13 protein-coding genes are annotated in these 13,627 nt (G+C 64.1%); 7 read left to right on the top strand and 6 right to left on the bottom strand.

What is annotated here, in order from left to right:
- Positions 1–144: 144 nt before the first annotated feature.
- The 5 genes from BLU88_RS05295 (at position 145) to BLU88_RS05275 (ending at position 5,519) form a co-directional block, all read left to right on the top strand.
- Positions 145–1,704 (top strand): sodium-dependent transporter, encoded by a 1,560-nt coding sequence (locus BLU88_RS05295; protein ID WP_092010836.1) that lies wholly within the window; start codon positions 145–147, stop codon positions 1,702–1,704.
- 1 nt (position 1,705) lies between these two features.
- Positions 1,706–1,819, top strand: coding sequence for a methionine/alanine import family NSS transporter small subunit (locus tag BLU88_RS05290; RefSeq protein ID WP_092010833.1), 114 nt, complete (start codon positions 1,706–1,708; stop codon positions 1,817–1,819).
- Positions 1,820–2,172: 353 nt separating this feature from the next.
- Complete coding sequence (locus tag BLU88_RS05285) at positions 2,173–3,264, top strand: S-(hydroxymethyl)mycothiol dehydrogenase (protein ID WP_092010829.1); 1,092 nt, start codon at positions 2,173–2,175, stop codon at positions 3,262–3,264.
- A complete protein-coding gene (locus BLU88_RS05280; protein ID WP_092010825.1) occupies positions 3,264–3,935 on the top strand; it encodes an MBL fold metallo-hydrolase in 672 nt (223 codons plus the stop codon). Before BLU88_RS05285 ends, BLU88_RS05280 begins: the two co-directional genes overlap by 1 nt.
- A 264-nt stretch (positions 3,936–4,199) precedes the next feature.
- Positions 4,200–5,519, top strand: coding sequence for an amino acid permease (locus BLU88_RS05275; RefSeq protein WP_197678229.1), 1,320 nt, complete (start codon positions 4,200–4,202; stop codon positions 5,517–5,519).
- Positions 5,520–5,660: 141 nt separating this feature from the next.
- Here the strand turns inward: BLU88_RS05275 and BLU88_RS05270 are convergent, their stop codons facing one another.
- The 3 genes from BLU88_RS05270 to BLU88_RS05260 all read right to left on the bottom strand — a co-directional run bounded on the left by BLU88_RS05270 (position 5,661) and on the right by BLU88_RS05260 (position 8,519).
- Positions 5,661–6,635, bottom strand: a complete 975-nt coding sequence (locus tag BLU88_RS05270) for a hypothetical protein (protein WP_092010822.1) — start codon at positions 6,633–6,635, stop codon at positions 5,661–5,663.
- A 70-nt stretch (positions 6,636–6,705) separates the two neighbouring features.
- Complete coding sequence (gene ispF / locus BLU88_RS05265) at positions 6,706–8,022, bottom strand: 2-C-methyl-D-erythritol 2,4-cyclodiphosphate synthase (RefSeq protein ID WP_331712473.1); 1,317 nt, start codon at positions 8,020–8,022, stop codon at positions 6,706–6,708.
- 14 nt (positions 8,023–8,036) lie between these two features.
- Positions 8,037–8,519 carry a CarD family transcriptional regulator gene (locus BLU88_RS05260; protein ID WP_092010819.1) on the bottom strand — a complete coding sequence of 161 codons (483 nt, stop codon included), beginning with the start codon at positions 8,517–8,519 and terminating at the stop codon, positions 8,037–8,039.
- 352 nt (positions 8,520–8,871) lie between these two features.
- On the opposite strand from BLU88_RS05260, the gene BLU88_RS05255 reads away from it, so the two are divergent.
- A complete protein-coding gene (locus BLU88_RS05255; RefSeq protein WP_092010815.1) occupies positions 8,872–9,435 on the top strand; it encodes a hypothetical protein in 564 nt (187 codons plus the stop codon).
- A 190-nt stretch (positions 9,436–9,625) separates the two neighbouring features.
- Here the strand turns inward: BLU88_RS05255 and BLU88_RS05250 are convergent, their stop codons facing one another.
- Both BLU88_RS05250 and BLU88_RS05245 read right to left on the bottom strand, forming a co-directional pair.
- On the bottom strand, positions 9,626–10,309 hold the full coding sequence (locus BLU88_RS05250; RefSeq protein WP_092010811.1) for a response regulator transcription factor: 684 nt from the start codon (positions 10,307–10,309) through the stop codon (positions 9,626–9,628).
- Entirely contained in the window at positions 10,306–11,733 is a 1,428-nt protein-coding gene (locus BLU88_RS05245) for a sensor histidine kinase (protein ID WP_167356868.1), read from the bottom strand. The genes BLU88_RS05250 and BLU88_RS05245 overlap by 4 nt, the downstream gene beginning before the upstream one ends.
- Before the next feature lie 269 nt (positions 11,734–12,002).
- Here BLU88_RS05245 and phoU point away from each other — a divergent pair, with 269 nt between their 5' ends.
- Complete coding sequence (phoU, locus tag BLU88_RS05240; RefSeq protein ID WP_092010805.1) at positions 12,003–12,665, top strand: phosphate signaling complex protein PhoU; 663 nt, start codon at positions 12,003–12,005, stop codon at positions 12,663–12,665.
- Positions 12,666–12,671: 6 nt separating this feature from the next.
- On the opposite strand, the gene BLU88_RS05235 is transcribed toward phoU, so the two are convergent.
- On the bottom strand, positions 12,672–13,616 hold the full coding sequence (locus tag BLU88_RS05235) for an EamA family transporter (RefSeq protein WP_092010802.1): 945 nt from the start codon (positions 13,614–13,616) through the stop codon (positions 12,672–12,674).
- Between the last annotated feature and the right edge of the window lie 11 nt (positions 13,617–13,627).

Raw genomic sequence — 13,627 nt, 5'->3', positions numbered from 1 at the left:
CAGTAAAATGGGATCAAGCAATGAAGCTCGACTCGAGAGTCCTTCTCGCCATTCGGACTTCATACCGGGCCACCGCTCTCACAGACGAAACTTCGGTGGCCACACTCGGTCGCGACGATCCGCGACCGGTCAAGAAAGGACATCATGTCACCCAAGTCATCACCCCAGAGGGAGGTCTTCGTCTCCCGTGGCGCGTTCATCTTCGCGGCCATCGGCTCGGCGGTCGGCCTCGGCAACATCTGGCGCTTTCCCTATGTCACCTATGAAAACGGCGGCGGCGCGTTCATCATCCCCTACCTCGTCGCACTGCTGACAGCAGGCATTCCGCTGCTGTTCTTCTACTACGCGATGGGGCACCGTTCGCGCGGATCGGCGCCGCTGGCCCACAGAATGGCACACAAGGGGGCCGAGCCCATCGGCTGGTTCGCCACCGGTGTCGCGATCGTCATCGGCATCTACTACGCCGCGATCATCGCCTGGGCCGGCTCCTATATGTTCTTCTCGCTCACCGAGGCCTGGGGTGACGATTCGGAAGGCTTCTTCTTCGGCGAATACCTCAAGATGGGTGACCCGGGAATCTCGCTCGAGTTCGTCCCCGGCGTGCTCATCCCGATCATCATCGTCTGGGTCGTCGTGCTGGCCATCCTCCTGATGGGTGTGCAGAACGGGATTGCGAACTTCTCGAAGATCTTCATCCCGCTGCTCATCATCCTCTTCCTCGCTCTCGTTGTCCGGTCGCTGTTCCTGCCAGGCGCCGCCGAGGGACTCAACGCGCTGTTCACTCCGGACTTCAAGGAACTGGCAAATCCCAAGGTATGGATCGCGGCCTATGGTCAGATCTTCTTCTCGCTGTCGATCGCCTTCGGCATCATGATCACCTACGCCTCGTACCTGAAGAAGAAGACGAACCTCACCGGTTCGGGCCTCGTCGTCGGCTTCTCGAACTCTGCGTTCGAGATCCTCGCCGGCATCGGCATCTTCGCCGCTCTCGGCTTCATGGCCACCGCTCAGGGAGTCGAAGTCGGCGATGTCGCCACCGACGGCATCGGCCTGGCCTTCGTCGGCTTCCCGACGCTGATCTCCGAGATGCCGGGCGGAGGGATCTTCGGATTCGTCTTCTTCGCTTGCCTCGTCTTCGCCGGACTCACCTCGCTGATCTCGATCATCCAGGTGCCGATCCAGGCGCTGCGGGACAAGTTCCGCGTCGGCAACAAGGCTTCGACCGCATGGATCGTCGGCAGCATGGCCGTCGTCTCCATCCTGCTCATGCCGACCATCACCGGTCTGTACGCACTGGACACGATGGATGCGTTCGCGAACAACATCGGCATCGTCGGTTCGGCGATCCTGTCGATCGTCGTCGTCGGCTGGGCCATGCGGAAGCTGCCGATCTTCAGCCGCCACCTCAACGCGGTCTCGAGCTTCAGGCTCGGTCCGATCTGGATGACGCTCATCTCGATCACCGGCGTAGTGCTCGTCTACATGCTCATCACGCAGATCATCACATTCGTCTCCGACGGCTACGAGGGCTACCCGCCGCTCATCACCGGCGTCTACGGCTGGGGCATGATCGGCCTCCTCGTCGTCGGCTCGATCGTCCTCACCCTCATCAGATGGCCCAAGGAGACCATTGATGAGATGGAAGCGGCGATCGCCGATTCCGTCGCCGAAGAGAACCTCCGCACCAACAGCAAGGGAGTCTGACATGGGCACATCAGCAATCGTCATGATGGTCATCGCAATGGTCACCGTCTGGGGCGGCCTCATCGCGGCGCTTCTGCACCTGCGAAACCATCCCGACGAGGACGTCGCCGACTGATCTCTTCGAGGTGGACTCCACCCCGTGATCACGTCCGGCTGAGTCGGATCCGCAGCGCCGCCTCGGCGACGTGGATCGGCTCACCCTCGCCGAGGCGGCCCGATGCATCCCACGCATCGGGCCGCTTTCGTCGTTCCACCTTCATCTCATTCCGCATCCATGGGCAGCCCGCCACCACCGGACCTGCTCCGCTCGTTCCCGGGCCGTCGTCTCACCACCGGATCCGCCACTGGTCGAGCCCAGCGTGCTTGGCTAGGGTGGGGGCTGTGAGCACCCCGTCCGGGGGTGCGCTCAGTCCACGTCGGGTGCTCCCACCAGTCGGACCCCGTCGCCGAAGACATTTAGGAGACGCAATGCCACAGACCGTCAAGGGCGTCATCTCCCGCAGCAAGGGAGCCCCAGTCGAACTCACCGACATCGTCATTCCGGACCCGGGCCCGGGCGAGGTCGTCGTCGATGTGAAGTCGTGCGGCGTCTGCCACACGGACTTCCACTACCGCGAAGGCGGAATCAGCGACGACTACCCGTTCCTGCTCGGCCACGAGTCCGCCGGGGTCGTCTCGGAAGTCGGCGAAGGGGTCACCGAGGTCGCTGTCGGGGATTTCGTCATCCTCAACTGGCGCGCCATCTGCGGCGACTGCCGTGCCTGCAAGCGCGGTGAGCCCTGGTACTGCTTCGACACCCACAATGCTTCGCAGAAGATGACCCTGACCGACGGCACCGAACTCGAAGCTGCTCTGGGCATCGGCTCGTTCGCCGAGAAGACGCTCGTCGCCGCAGGTCAGTGCACGAAGGTTCCCGAGGCGGACCCGGCAGTCGTGGGCCTGCTCGGCTGCGGAATGATGGCCGGCATCGGCGCCGCCATCAACACCGGTGAGGTCACCCGCGGCAAGACCGTGGCCGTGATCGGCGCCGGAGGAGTCGGCTGCGCGTCCATCGCCGGTTCCGCTCTGGCCGGGGCGAACACGATCATCGCTCTCGACATCGATGAGAAGAAGCTGTCTTGGGCAGAAGACCTCGGCGCAACTGACGTCGTGAACACGAAGGGCATGAGCGAGGACGAGGTAGTCGCCGCGATCCAGGAGCGCACTGGAGGCTTCGGCGCCGATGTCGTCATCGACGCCGTCGGACTCCCCGCCACCTGGCGGCAGGCCTTCTATGGCCGCGACCTCGCCGGCACAGTCGTCCTCGTCGGTGTGCCGACCCCGGAGATGGAGCTCACCGTTCCGCTGCTCGACGTGTTCGGCCGCGGCGGCAAGCTCAAGTCCTCCTGGTACGGCGACTGCCTGCCCGACCGCGACTTCCCGATGCTCGTCGACCTCTACCAGCAGGGACGATTCCCGCTCGAGAAGTTCGTGTCCGAACGCATCGGCATCAACGATGTCGAATCCGCTTTTGAGAAGATGGCCAAGGGCCAAGTCCTACGATCGGTGGTGGAACTGTAATGACAGCTATTGAGCATCTCGTCACGTCTGGCACGTTCTCCCTGGACGGGGAGACGCACAACGTCGACAACAACGTGTGGATCATCGGCGATGATACCGAGGTCATCGTCATCGACCCGGCTCATGATGTCGATGCGATCGCCGAGGCGGTCGGAGCCAGAGATGTCAAGGCCATTCTGCTCACGCACGGTCACGACGATCACGTGCGCGTCGTCCGCGACTTCGCACAGCGGGTGGGCAACACTACCGTGTACCTCAATCCCGATGACTATGTGCTGTGGGATATGACCTTTGAGAACTACCGTCCCGACGGACAGATCGCCCACGGCGATACCTGGACCGTCGGCGGAATCAAACTCAAGGCCCTGCACACTCCCGGCCACTCCCCCGGTTCGACGTGCTTCTTCGTCGAAACCGGTCTGCCGGCTCCGGCATCGGCCGGTGCCGGTCGGGCCGTCGGTCCTGTGCTGTTCTCCGGAGACACTCTGTTCAACGGCGGTCCCGGGGCCACGGGGCGGTCGCATTCGAGCTTCGAGACGATCATCGAATCGATCCGCGACGTGCTCTTCCCGCTGCCCGAGGCGACAGTCGTGCTCACCGGACACGGTGATTCGACGTCGATCGGTGCTGAGAGCCCTGCCCTCGAGGACTGGATCAAGCGCGGCCACTGATGGACCGCAGGTCGACCGGTGACCGTTCGCCGACCCTGACGCAGATCGCGCCATCGGCCTGCCGCTGATCCGGCTCTGACCAAGCAGTGCAACTCGCAGACGCGAGTCGCGACCCACACGGGTCCGCGACCCGCGTCTGCGCTTTCGAGCGCCGACGGATAGACTCTTCGGGTGCCTGAATCACAGTCTTCGCAGCCCGCCGAGTCAGCGTCCGCCTCGGCCCCGGGCTCTTCCGCGACCTCGTCCAACGGCCTCAAGATGGGGATGAAGCCCCGCCACCTGGTGATGATGAGCCTCGGCTCGGCGATCGGCGCCGGACTCTTCGTCGGCTCCGGTGCCGGAGTGCAGGCGGCCGGACCCGCCGTGCTCGTCTCCTATGTGGTCGCGGGACTCATCGTCATCTTCGTCATGCGGGCCCTCGGCGAGCTCGTCGCCGCAGATCCGAATCCGGGTGCGTTCTCGCACTATGCGGGCAAGGCTATGGGCCCTGCCGCGGCTTTCGCCGTCGGCGCCCTGTGGTGGGTCCAGCTGTGCCTCGTCGTCGCTGCCGAGGCCACCGCGGCCGCACAGATCGCGGCCTCCTATATCCCGGCCGTCCCCCAATGGGTCATCGCCTTGGCGATCATGCTCGTCTTCACTGCCATCAACCTCACCACCTCGGGCAGCTTCGGTGAGTTCGAGTTCTGGTTCTCGCTCATCAAGGTCGCCTTCGTCGTCCTCTTCGTCATCCTCGGCGCCGCGTACCTGTTCGGGTGGACCCCTGCCGAACCGCCCGCGCAGATCTTCGCCGACGGGTTTATGCCCACCGGCATCTCCGGCATCGCCGCCGGTCTGCTCGTCGTCGCTTTCGCCTTCGGCGGCATCGAGATCGTCGCGGTCGCCGCAGCCGAGACCGCGAACCCTCAGCGCAGCGTCTCCCAGGCGATCAAGACGATCGTGTGGCGCATCCTGTTCCTCTACATCGGGTCCGTGGCAATCATCGTCCTCGTCCTGCCGTGGACGGACGATCGCCTGGCCGAGTCACCGTTCGTCGCCGTCCTCGACACCGCCGGGCTGCCGTTCATCGCCTCTCTGCTCGCCGCGGTCATCGTCATCGCGCTCCTGTCGTCGATGAACGCGAACATCTACGGGGCGTCCCGGATGTCATTCTCGATGTCGCAGCGGTCCATGCTTCCGCGCGGACTCGGCCGCACCAACCGCCGCGGTGTGCCCGTGCCTGCGGTGCTGGCCACCTCGGCGTTCGGCTTCGTCGCAGTCGCGCTCAACTACTTCTGGGCCGCCGAGGTCCTCGGGGTCCTGCTCAACATCGTCGGCTCGACGCTCATCGTCACCTGGGTCGCGACGCTGGTCTCGCAGATCGTCCTGCGACGTCGCACCGAGGCGGCCGGCCGGTCCCTGCCTCTGCGCATGTGGGGCTACCCGTGGCTGTCGTACGTGACCTTGGCCGGAATCGCCGTGATCATCGGACTCGGCCTCACCGTCGAATCCGTGCGCTTCCAGATCGTCGGCACGCTCATCTTCGTCGTCGCGCTCTATCTCGTCGGCCTCGTCATCACGAAGCGCCACCCCAACGCAAAGGTCTGAGTCCGGCGAGCACCGCCACCGAGGTGGCTGTCCACTTCCGAACCCTGACCGCGGCAGTCAACCGCGGCCTCCGCTCAGTGAAAGCTCTCGTCTGGCGCAGAGTTCTGAGTCAGCCGTTCGCCTCCAGTGCGGAGGACTGAATCAGAGGTTCGCCTCTAGCGCTGCGATGAGCTCCCGCAGGGCGACTGCCGAGTCTGTGGCCTCGGCCCAGCCGGCGAGCATGTCCCGGGTCTGACTCCGATGCCGGGCGAAGTGTCGGCCCGCATATTTCGTGACGTCGATCGGCACGGTGCGTTCCAGTGCTTCGAGCACAATCCGGGCGGCGAACCCGAACACCGGAATCGGGACACCAAGCTGGCCACGCATGCCTTCGCTCGCGGCCTTCGCAGGTCGGTCGAGATGAGATTTCAGTGCGGCCCAGTTCCCATCGTGGACGCTCAGTTCGGCGACGAAGGGAATGAACACCGTCGGTGGCAGCATCACGGCCTCCATCGGCACAGGCAGGATGAGACGGCCCAGCCCGCGGGCGAGCGAACGCACCGCACTCGACGGCCCGGCAGCGAGGAATCGAGGCGCGCCGGCCGGTGCCCAGAACCTCACATCTCGCCGCGGTTCGCCATCCCTGTGGGCTTCCCGGTCGACCACCCTCGCAACCGGTTCACTCGGCTCCAATCGTTCGGAGAGGAACGCGGGTCCGAACACGACCACCTCGGTGCCGGGGAATCTGGCACGTGCTCGCTCGAAATCCCCTTCGACCTGGCTTGTGGTCGCGATCAGCGCGGGCGCGATATCCCGGATCGCCGAGGCGACTTCCGGGTCGAGATCACCAGGTCGGGTCGTGAGCACAATGAGATCCCAGCTTCCCGCGGCGGCGGCTTCGACCCAGTCTGTGATCGTCACCCGCCGTGTCGCGGCCACGCGAGTCACCGACCAGCTTCCGTGCTCGGCTGTCGTCTGACCGGAATCGGTCGGGTCGAAGATGCTCACGCGTCGGGGAAAGGCCGCCCGCCCCTGGGGACTGGCCGTACGGGAGACGACGGCGACTTCGAGCGCTTCGGTGAAGAGTGCGGCCCCGGCGATTCCGATGGCACCGGCTCCTTGGAAGAGGACTCTCACTGTTCGCTCCTCTCTCAGTTCTCGTGATTCAGTGCTCGTGACTCGGTTCGAGCGGATCAGTTCGCGCGGGTCAGTTCGGGTGGATCAGTGCAGTGGCGATGGCAGCGACTCCTTCGCCCCGACCGGTCAGCCCAAGGCCGTCCGTGGTGGTGCCAGATACCGATACCGGCGCTCCTGCTGCAGTCGACAGTGACTGTTGGGCCTCGGCACGACGGGTGCCGATCTTCGGCCGATTGCCGATCACTTGGACGGAGACGTTTCCGATCTCGAAACCCGCCTCGCGGACGATGCGAGCCGCCTCGGTGAGCAGGGCCGAACCCGAGGCGCCGGCGATATCCGGGCGATCGACGCCGAAGTGCTCGCCTAAGTCACCGAGCCCTGCAGCGGAGAACAAGGCGTCGCAGCAGGCGTGGGCGGCCACATCGGAGTCCGAATGTCCTTCGAGGCCCTGTTCGCCCGGCCACAGCAGCCCTGCAACCCAGAGTTCGCGGGCGGGATCGGTGGAGAACGCATGCACATCGACGCCGGTGCCCGTTCGGGGGATGCTCTGTGTCATCGCGGCTCCTTCGTCAAGCTTCCGAGCGAGTTGTTCAGCGAGGATGAGGTCGATCGGATAGGTGATCTTCAGCGCTTCTGCGTCACCGTCGACAGCGACGATATCGACACCGAGGCGCTCGACCAGCCCAGCATCGTCCGTCGGAAGCGCGTTGCCAACCTGGCCAGCGGCATCGGGCGGGCCAACCCCATCGCTTGAGTCTGCACGTTCGATGGCCCCAGCGCCATCGGCCTCAAACTGCTCATAGGCTCGCAACAGCACCTCGGTGCGGAACCCCTGAGGAGTCTGGACCCGCCGCAACTCGGCCCGGTCGAAATCTCCCCGCACGGTTTCCAACGGTCTGTCACCTGCGGCCGGTTCGATTCCAGCAGGATCTGCGTTCGGGTCCAACTCCGCAGACTGGCCAGAAACGGCCCGCCTTACGGTGTCGATCATGGGCAGAACCGGAATGACCGCCTCGGCGCCGGAATGCAGCGCCGCGACCACCCGGATGAACACATCGGGCGGGGTCAGACACCTCGCGGCATCGTGGACGAGCACATATTCCGCAGCGCCGCTATGTTTCAAGGCCGTTTGCACTGTGGAAATGCGATCATCACCACCTGCCACAGCTGTAATTGAAATTTCGCATTTCAGTTCTGCGGCCACTTCAGCGATTTCCTCGCGTGCACGCAAAAGAAACTCCTCGGGAGCGGCTACCACGATTGTGGTGGCGACTCCCGAGGAGATGATCGTCTCGAGGCTGCGAGTCAGAAGCGTCCGCCCGTTCACACGGACGAATGCCTTCGGCTCACTGCAACCCAGACGGGATCCCGACCCTGCGGCCGGGATGATGACACAGGTGCTCAGGATGCGAGCACTTCGTCCAGCAGAGCTTCTGCTTCGGACTCTTCCTTCTTCTCGGCCAGCGCGAGTTCGGAGACGAGGATCTGACGAGCCTTCGAGAGCATGCGCTTCTCGCCAGTCGACAGGCCGCGGTCCTGCTCGCGACGCCACAGATCGCGGACGACTTCGGCGACCTTGATGACATCGCCGGACTGCAGCTTCTCAACATTGGCCTTGTACCGACGGGACCAATTCGCGGGTTCTTCGACGAATTCGGCACGCAGGACGCTGAAGACCTTCTCAACGCCTTCTTCACCGACGACATCTCGCACACCGACCAGATCACAGTTCTCTGCCGGGACCTCGATCACGAGGTCGCCATGGGCGACCTGGAGCTTGAGATACAGCTTCTCCTCACCTTTGATGGCACGTTTCTTGATTTCTTGGATTGTCGCTGCACCGTGATGTGGATAGACAACAGTGTCGCCGACCTGGAAACTCATATTCTCTTCAAACCCCTTTCGCGGAATACCAGTTTACCATGAGGCTCGCCACAGAAATCGTTCAGGGTAACGAATCTTCATGCTAGGCTCCGCCTCTGCCGCACGCCGCGACCGGGCTCGCTGTCGCCTCTGCCAGCGGGAATATCGCGAGAGGGCGCATTGCCGGGAAGATCGAACAAGGATCTCGGCAGACTGCGATGCGAGCCGAACTTCGCCCCCTCTTCACCGAAACTTCAACCGCGACGCGCCCGAGCATCGCAGAACGTCGTCCGCTCCGAGCGCCCGGTTCTACAGCAGGTCAAAAACCGGGTAGTATACAGACTGATCTTGTATTGCCACTTCAAGGAGCATAATGAAACGGCACAATCGCGCGGCTCTCGCCGTTGCCGCACTCGCTCTCGTTATCCCCGTCAGCGGATGTGCAAGCCTGCTGTCTCCCCACCAGACTGCCGAATATCATTACAACGGCGGCGATGGGGCTTCGGGTTCCGTCGGCGACGTCGAAGTCCGTGGGCTCATGCTCATCACGGATGAGAAGGGCTCCGGTCCGGCTCAGCTGTTCTTCACCCTCATCAACAAGGGTGACTCCACCGCCAAGGTGTCCGTCGAGGTCGCCGACACCACGGTGAGCGAATCGATCAAGGCCGGCGACACCTTCGTCCAGGACCCGAAGAGCCCCGAGACCTCGTCGAAGAAGGAAGTCACCGTCGACAGCCTCAAGGCCGAACCCGGTGATCTCGTCGACGTCACCGTCAAGAGCGGCAGCGACGAGAAGGTCATCGAAACTCAGCTCCTCACCGGCGCCCTGCCGTACTACGAGGAATACGTGCCGAAGGATTCCCCGTCCGAGTCCCCGTCGGACGTGCCGACCGAGGACGCCGGTACAGCAGAGGGAACCGCGACGGTCGACGGCTGACCAGCCCTTCTCCGACGCCGGACCGAGTCCCGCGCGAGAGCACGGAAGGAGCCGCTCACACGATGTGAGCGGCTCCTTCTGCATCCACTGTCAGTCGGTCGACCCCGACCGATCAGCAAGCCCAAGCCTCACCGATCGATAAGCTCAGGCACCGCCGATCGGCTGACTCAAGCCTCGCCGAGGCGCGGTCTCAGGCTTCGAACTTGTATCCGAGTCCGCGCACCGTGGTGAGCAGGCGCGGTTCCGAGGGGTTCTCCTCGACCTTCGCGCGCAGGCGTTTGACGTGGACGTCGAGCGTCTTCGTATCGCCCACGTAGTCCTCGCCCCAGATCCGGTCGATGAGCTGACCGCGGGTCATCACACGGCCGGAGTTGCGCACAAGGATCTCGAGCAGCTCGAATTCCTTCAGCGGCATGGACTGCTCTTCGCCGCGCACGGACACGACGTGGCGTTCGACGTCGATGCGCACTCCCCCTGCCTCGAGCACGGACTCGTCCTCGAATTCCTCGGTCTCGACGTTGCGTCGCAGCACCGCCCGCACGCGGGCCAGCAGCTCACGGGAGGAGTACGGCTTCGTCACATAGTCATCGGCGCCGAGCTCGAGCCCCACGACCTTGTCGATCTCCGAATCCTTGGCCGTGAGCATGATGATCGGCACATTGGATTTCGCCCGAAGTTCGCGGCACACCTCGGTGCCTGAGACGCCGGGCAGCATGAGGTCGAGCAGGACCAGATCGGCGCCGAGGCGGTCGAACTCCGCCAGAGCCTTGAGCCCGTCATCGGCGACCGTCACCTCGTACCCTTCCTTACCAAGCAGGTACGACAGCGGGTCCGAGAACGAATCTTCGTCCTCGACAAGCAGAATACGAGTCACGTTGTGAGCTTCCTTTGTTCGCTTTCTTCGGTCAGATCCTTGGGTGAGTCGGCGGTCGCCCCACCGTCTCCATTATCTCCGGCGGGCGCTTCGTTGTCGCCGGTCGGTCCGTCATCCTTCGCCGAGGCGGTCTTGGTCGACCCATCGTCATCCGCCGAGGCGGCCCCCGAAGGCCCATCCTCGTTCTCCGAGGACGTCTCGGCTGGCTTGTCCTCGTTCGTCGAGGCGGACCCGGCCGAGTCCGCGGAGTGTTCGATGAGAACCCCGGCTGGAGCCGAATCGGTGGCAGAGATGTCGGTCGCGGTACCGGCGAGCGGAAGCACGATGGTGAACGTCGATCCCTTGTTCAGCCGGCTCCATACGCGCACCTCACCGCCGTGGGTGGCGACGATGTGCTTGACGATGCTCAGGCCAAGGCCGGTGCCTCCGGTGATCCGGGACCGAGCCGGGTCCACTCGGTAGAAGCGCTCGAAGACTCGCTCGGTGTCCTGTGCGGACATGCCGATGCCCTGGTCGGTCACGGTGATTTCGATCCGCTCGTCGACGAGGTCGACTCCTACGCCGACGCGAGTGCCCTCCGGCGAGTAGTTCACCGCATTGTCGATGAGGTTGCGCACCGCGTTGACGAGCAGTTCGTAGTTGCCTTCGATGAGCAGGTCGCTCGGCGGGGAGACCTCGATATGGATGTTCTTGCCTTCCGCCCCGGTCCGGGCACGGTCAGCGGCATCGTCGACGACCTCGGCGACGGAGATCTTTTCGGTAGTGGCGGGAGCGGCGTGATCCTGGACGCGCGAGAGGTCGATGATCTCCTGCACCAGCTGGGTCAGCCTCTTCGACTCCCGCTGCATCCGCCCGCCGAAGCGTTCGACGGCGGCCGGATCGTCGGCGAAGTCGGTGACAGCCTCGGCGAGCAGAGCCATCGCACCGATCGGCGTCTTGAGTTCGTGGGACACGTTGGCGACGAAGTCACGGCGGACTGCGTCGACGCGTTTGGATTCGGTCTGATCGTCGCAGAGGACGAGGACGAAGGAGGTGCCCAAGGGGGCGACGCGGGCGTGGAGGTAGCGGAGCACGGATTCAGAGTTCTCCCGCGTCTGCTCGAGATCGATCTCCTCGATGAGACCTCGGGCACGGACGCGCCCGATGACCCGCAGCATCTCGGGCGACGCGAGCGAATGGCCTCTGACCAGGCCGAATGTGTAAGCCGCCGGGGATGCCTTGACGACATCGTCACCGGCGTCGATGACGATCGCGGCCGAAGGCAGGACTGCAAGCACTTCGGCGATGCCTTCGGGCAGGTCGTCCTCTGAATGCAGATCGGCAGCATCGCGGGAGCGTTCGCTGAATCGGAACGCAAGAATTCCCGCTATACCCAGGCCCAGGCCGACGACGCCGGTCAGGACCGCCACTACTAAGAGATCCACAACCTCAAGCTTAGGTGTTGTCCATCGCCCCAGCGCACTGAATTCACTTCTGCTGGCAGTATTTACCGAGGAATTCACCTTCTCGTCCGGGGCCATTCACTCGATCATGCGATGCTGACGTCTGTGTGCCTGCGTTCCCCGTCGTTCCGACCTTCCGCTTTCCCCGCTGAGGGTGCGGACCGGAAGCGCCGGCACCCCTCAAGACACCACCGAGCACCACCGACAGTCACTTCCGATTGTCATGATCAAGAGTTAGGGAACCGCAGTTCATGCGCGAAGTCTTCAGAAACGAATTGGACGATCTGGCCACCCAGCTGGTCGGCATGTCCGCCAAGGTCCTCGACGCCATCCGCCTGGCCAATCAGTCGCTGCATTCGAACGATCTCGAGCTGGCGGAGCAGGTCATCGAGGCCGACTCCGTCATCGACAATATGCAGTTCACCCTCGATCAGCAGGCCGCCGAGATGCTTGCCCTGCAGGCCCCGGTGGCCGCAGACCTGCGCGCTGTCATCGGCTCGTTGCGGATGTCGGCATCGCTCGAGCGCATGGGCGACCTCGCCCGTCATATCGCCCAGCAGGTGCGCATCCGCTATCCGGAATCCGCGATCCCCGAAGTCTTCGAATCGACGTTCGTGCGCATGGGCGAGTCCGGTGAGAAGATCGCCGAGGCGACGCAGAGCCTGCTCTCGAACCCCGGCCTGGCGGATGTGCCCACCATCAACGCCATCGACGAGGAACTCGACGAACTCCACCTGAGCGTGTTCGGGAAGCTCGGCGAGGCTCCGGCAGGTTCGCTGGCTCCTCGTCATATCGCCGATGTCACTCTGCTCTCACGCTACTACGAGCGCTTCGGCGACCACGCGGTGTCAGTCTCGCAGAAGGTCGAGTACCTGCTCACCGGAAGCTGGGAACCCTACCTGTCGAAGAAGTAGGAGCCCTCAGCTGGAGGCGGACACCTCTTCCCGCGTCTGGCTCACGACGACCTTGCGGCGCCGCTTGGGTCCGTTCCTGACTCCGCGCGCCAGGGTCTTGAGCACTCCCGTCGTCACGGCGACGCCGAGGAGCAGAAGGACTCCGCCGATGAGTTCGGCGATACTCGGCCGGTCGCCGAGCACGATCCAGGCGGAGATCACTCCGACGGGCGGGACGAGCAGAGAGAACGGCGCCACCTGAGAGGCCGGGAAGCGGGCGAGCAGCGAGTTCCAGATGACATAGCCGACGAGCGATGCCAGCCCGGCGGTGTAGACGACCGAAGCGACGACGCCCCAGGTCGGGTGCGTGAGTGCGTGGGCCACCTCGGCGGGGCCGTCGATGAGTGTCGACAGCGCGACCATCGGAATCGGGACGACGATTGCCGACCACACGGTCATCTGCACTCCGTTCGTACCGGGTTTCACGCCGCGAGCGATGACGTTGCCCGTCGCCCAGGACAGGGCTGCGCCGACGGCGACGAGGAAGGCGACGATCGGGACGGATGCCTGCAGGCTCAGACCGATGACGGCCAGACCGACGAGCCCGATGAGGATGCCGATGATCTGGCGCCGAGTCGGGATCTCGTGGAGCACGAGGGCAGCGACGATAACGGTGAACGCGGCTTGGATCTGGATGACGATCGAGGTCAGACCGGCGGGAAGGCCGAGAGCCATGGAGGTGTAGAGAAGACCGAACTGGCCGGCTGACATGAAGGTGCCGATGAGGAGGATGCGGCCGAAGGAACCGCGGGGAAAGCGGACGAAGAAGATCGCGGGCACTACGACGAAGGTGAACCGAGCGGCGACGAGGAGCAGCGGCGGCCAGTCGCGCAGCCCGAGATCGATGAAGATGAAGTTGACGCCCCAGAGAAGGACGACGAGGAGGGCGAGCAGATAGTGGATCGAGCGCATAGCTCCAGCAT

It is taken from the genome of Brevibacterium siliguriense (genome assembly GCF_900105315.1).
GTDB lineage: Bacteria > Actinomycetota > Actinomycetes > Actinomycetales > Brevibacteriaceae > Brevibacterium > Brevibacterium siliguriense.
The sequence above is the reverse complement of the archived record's forward strand: the minus strand, read 5'-3'. Positions and strand labels throughout refer to the sequence as shown.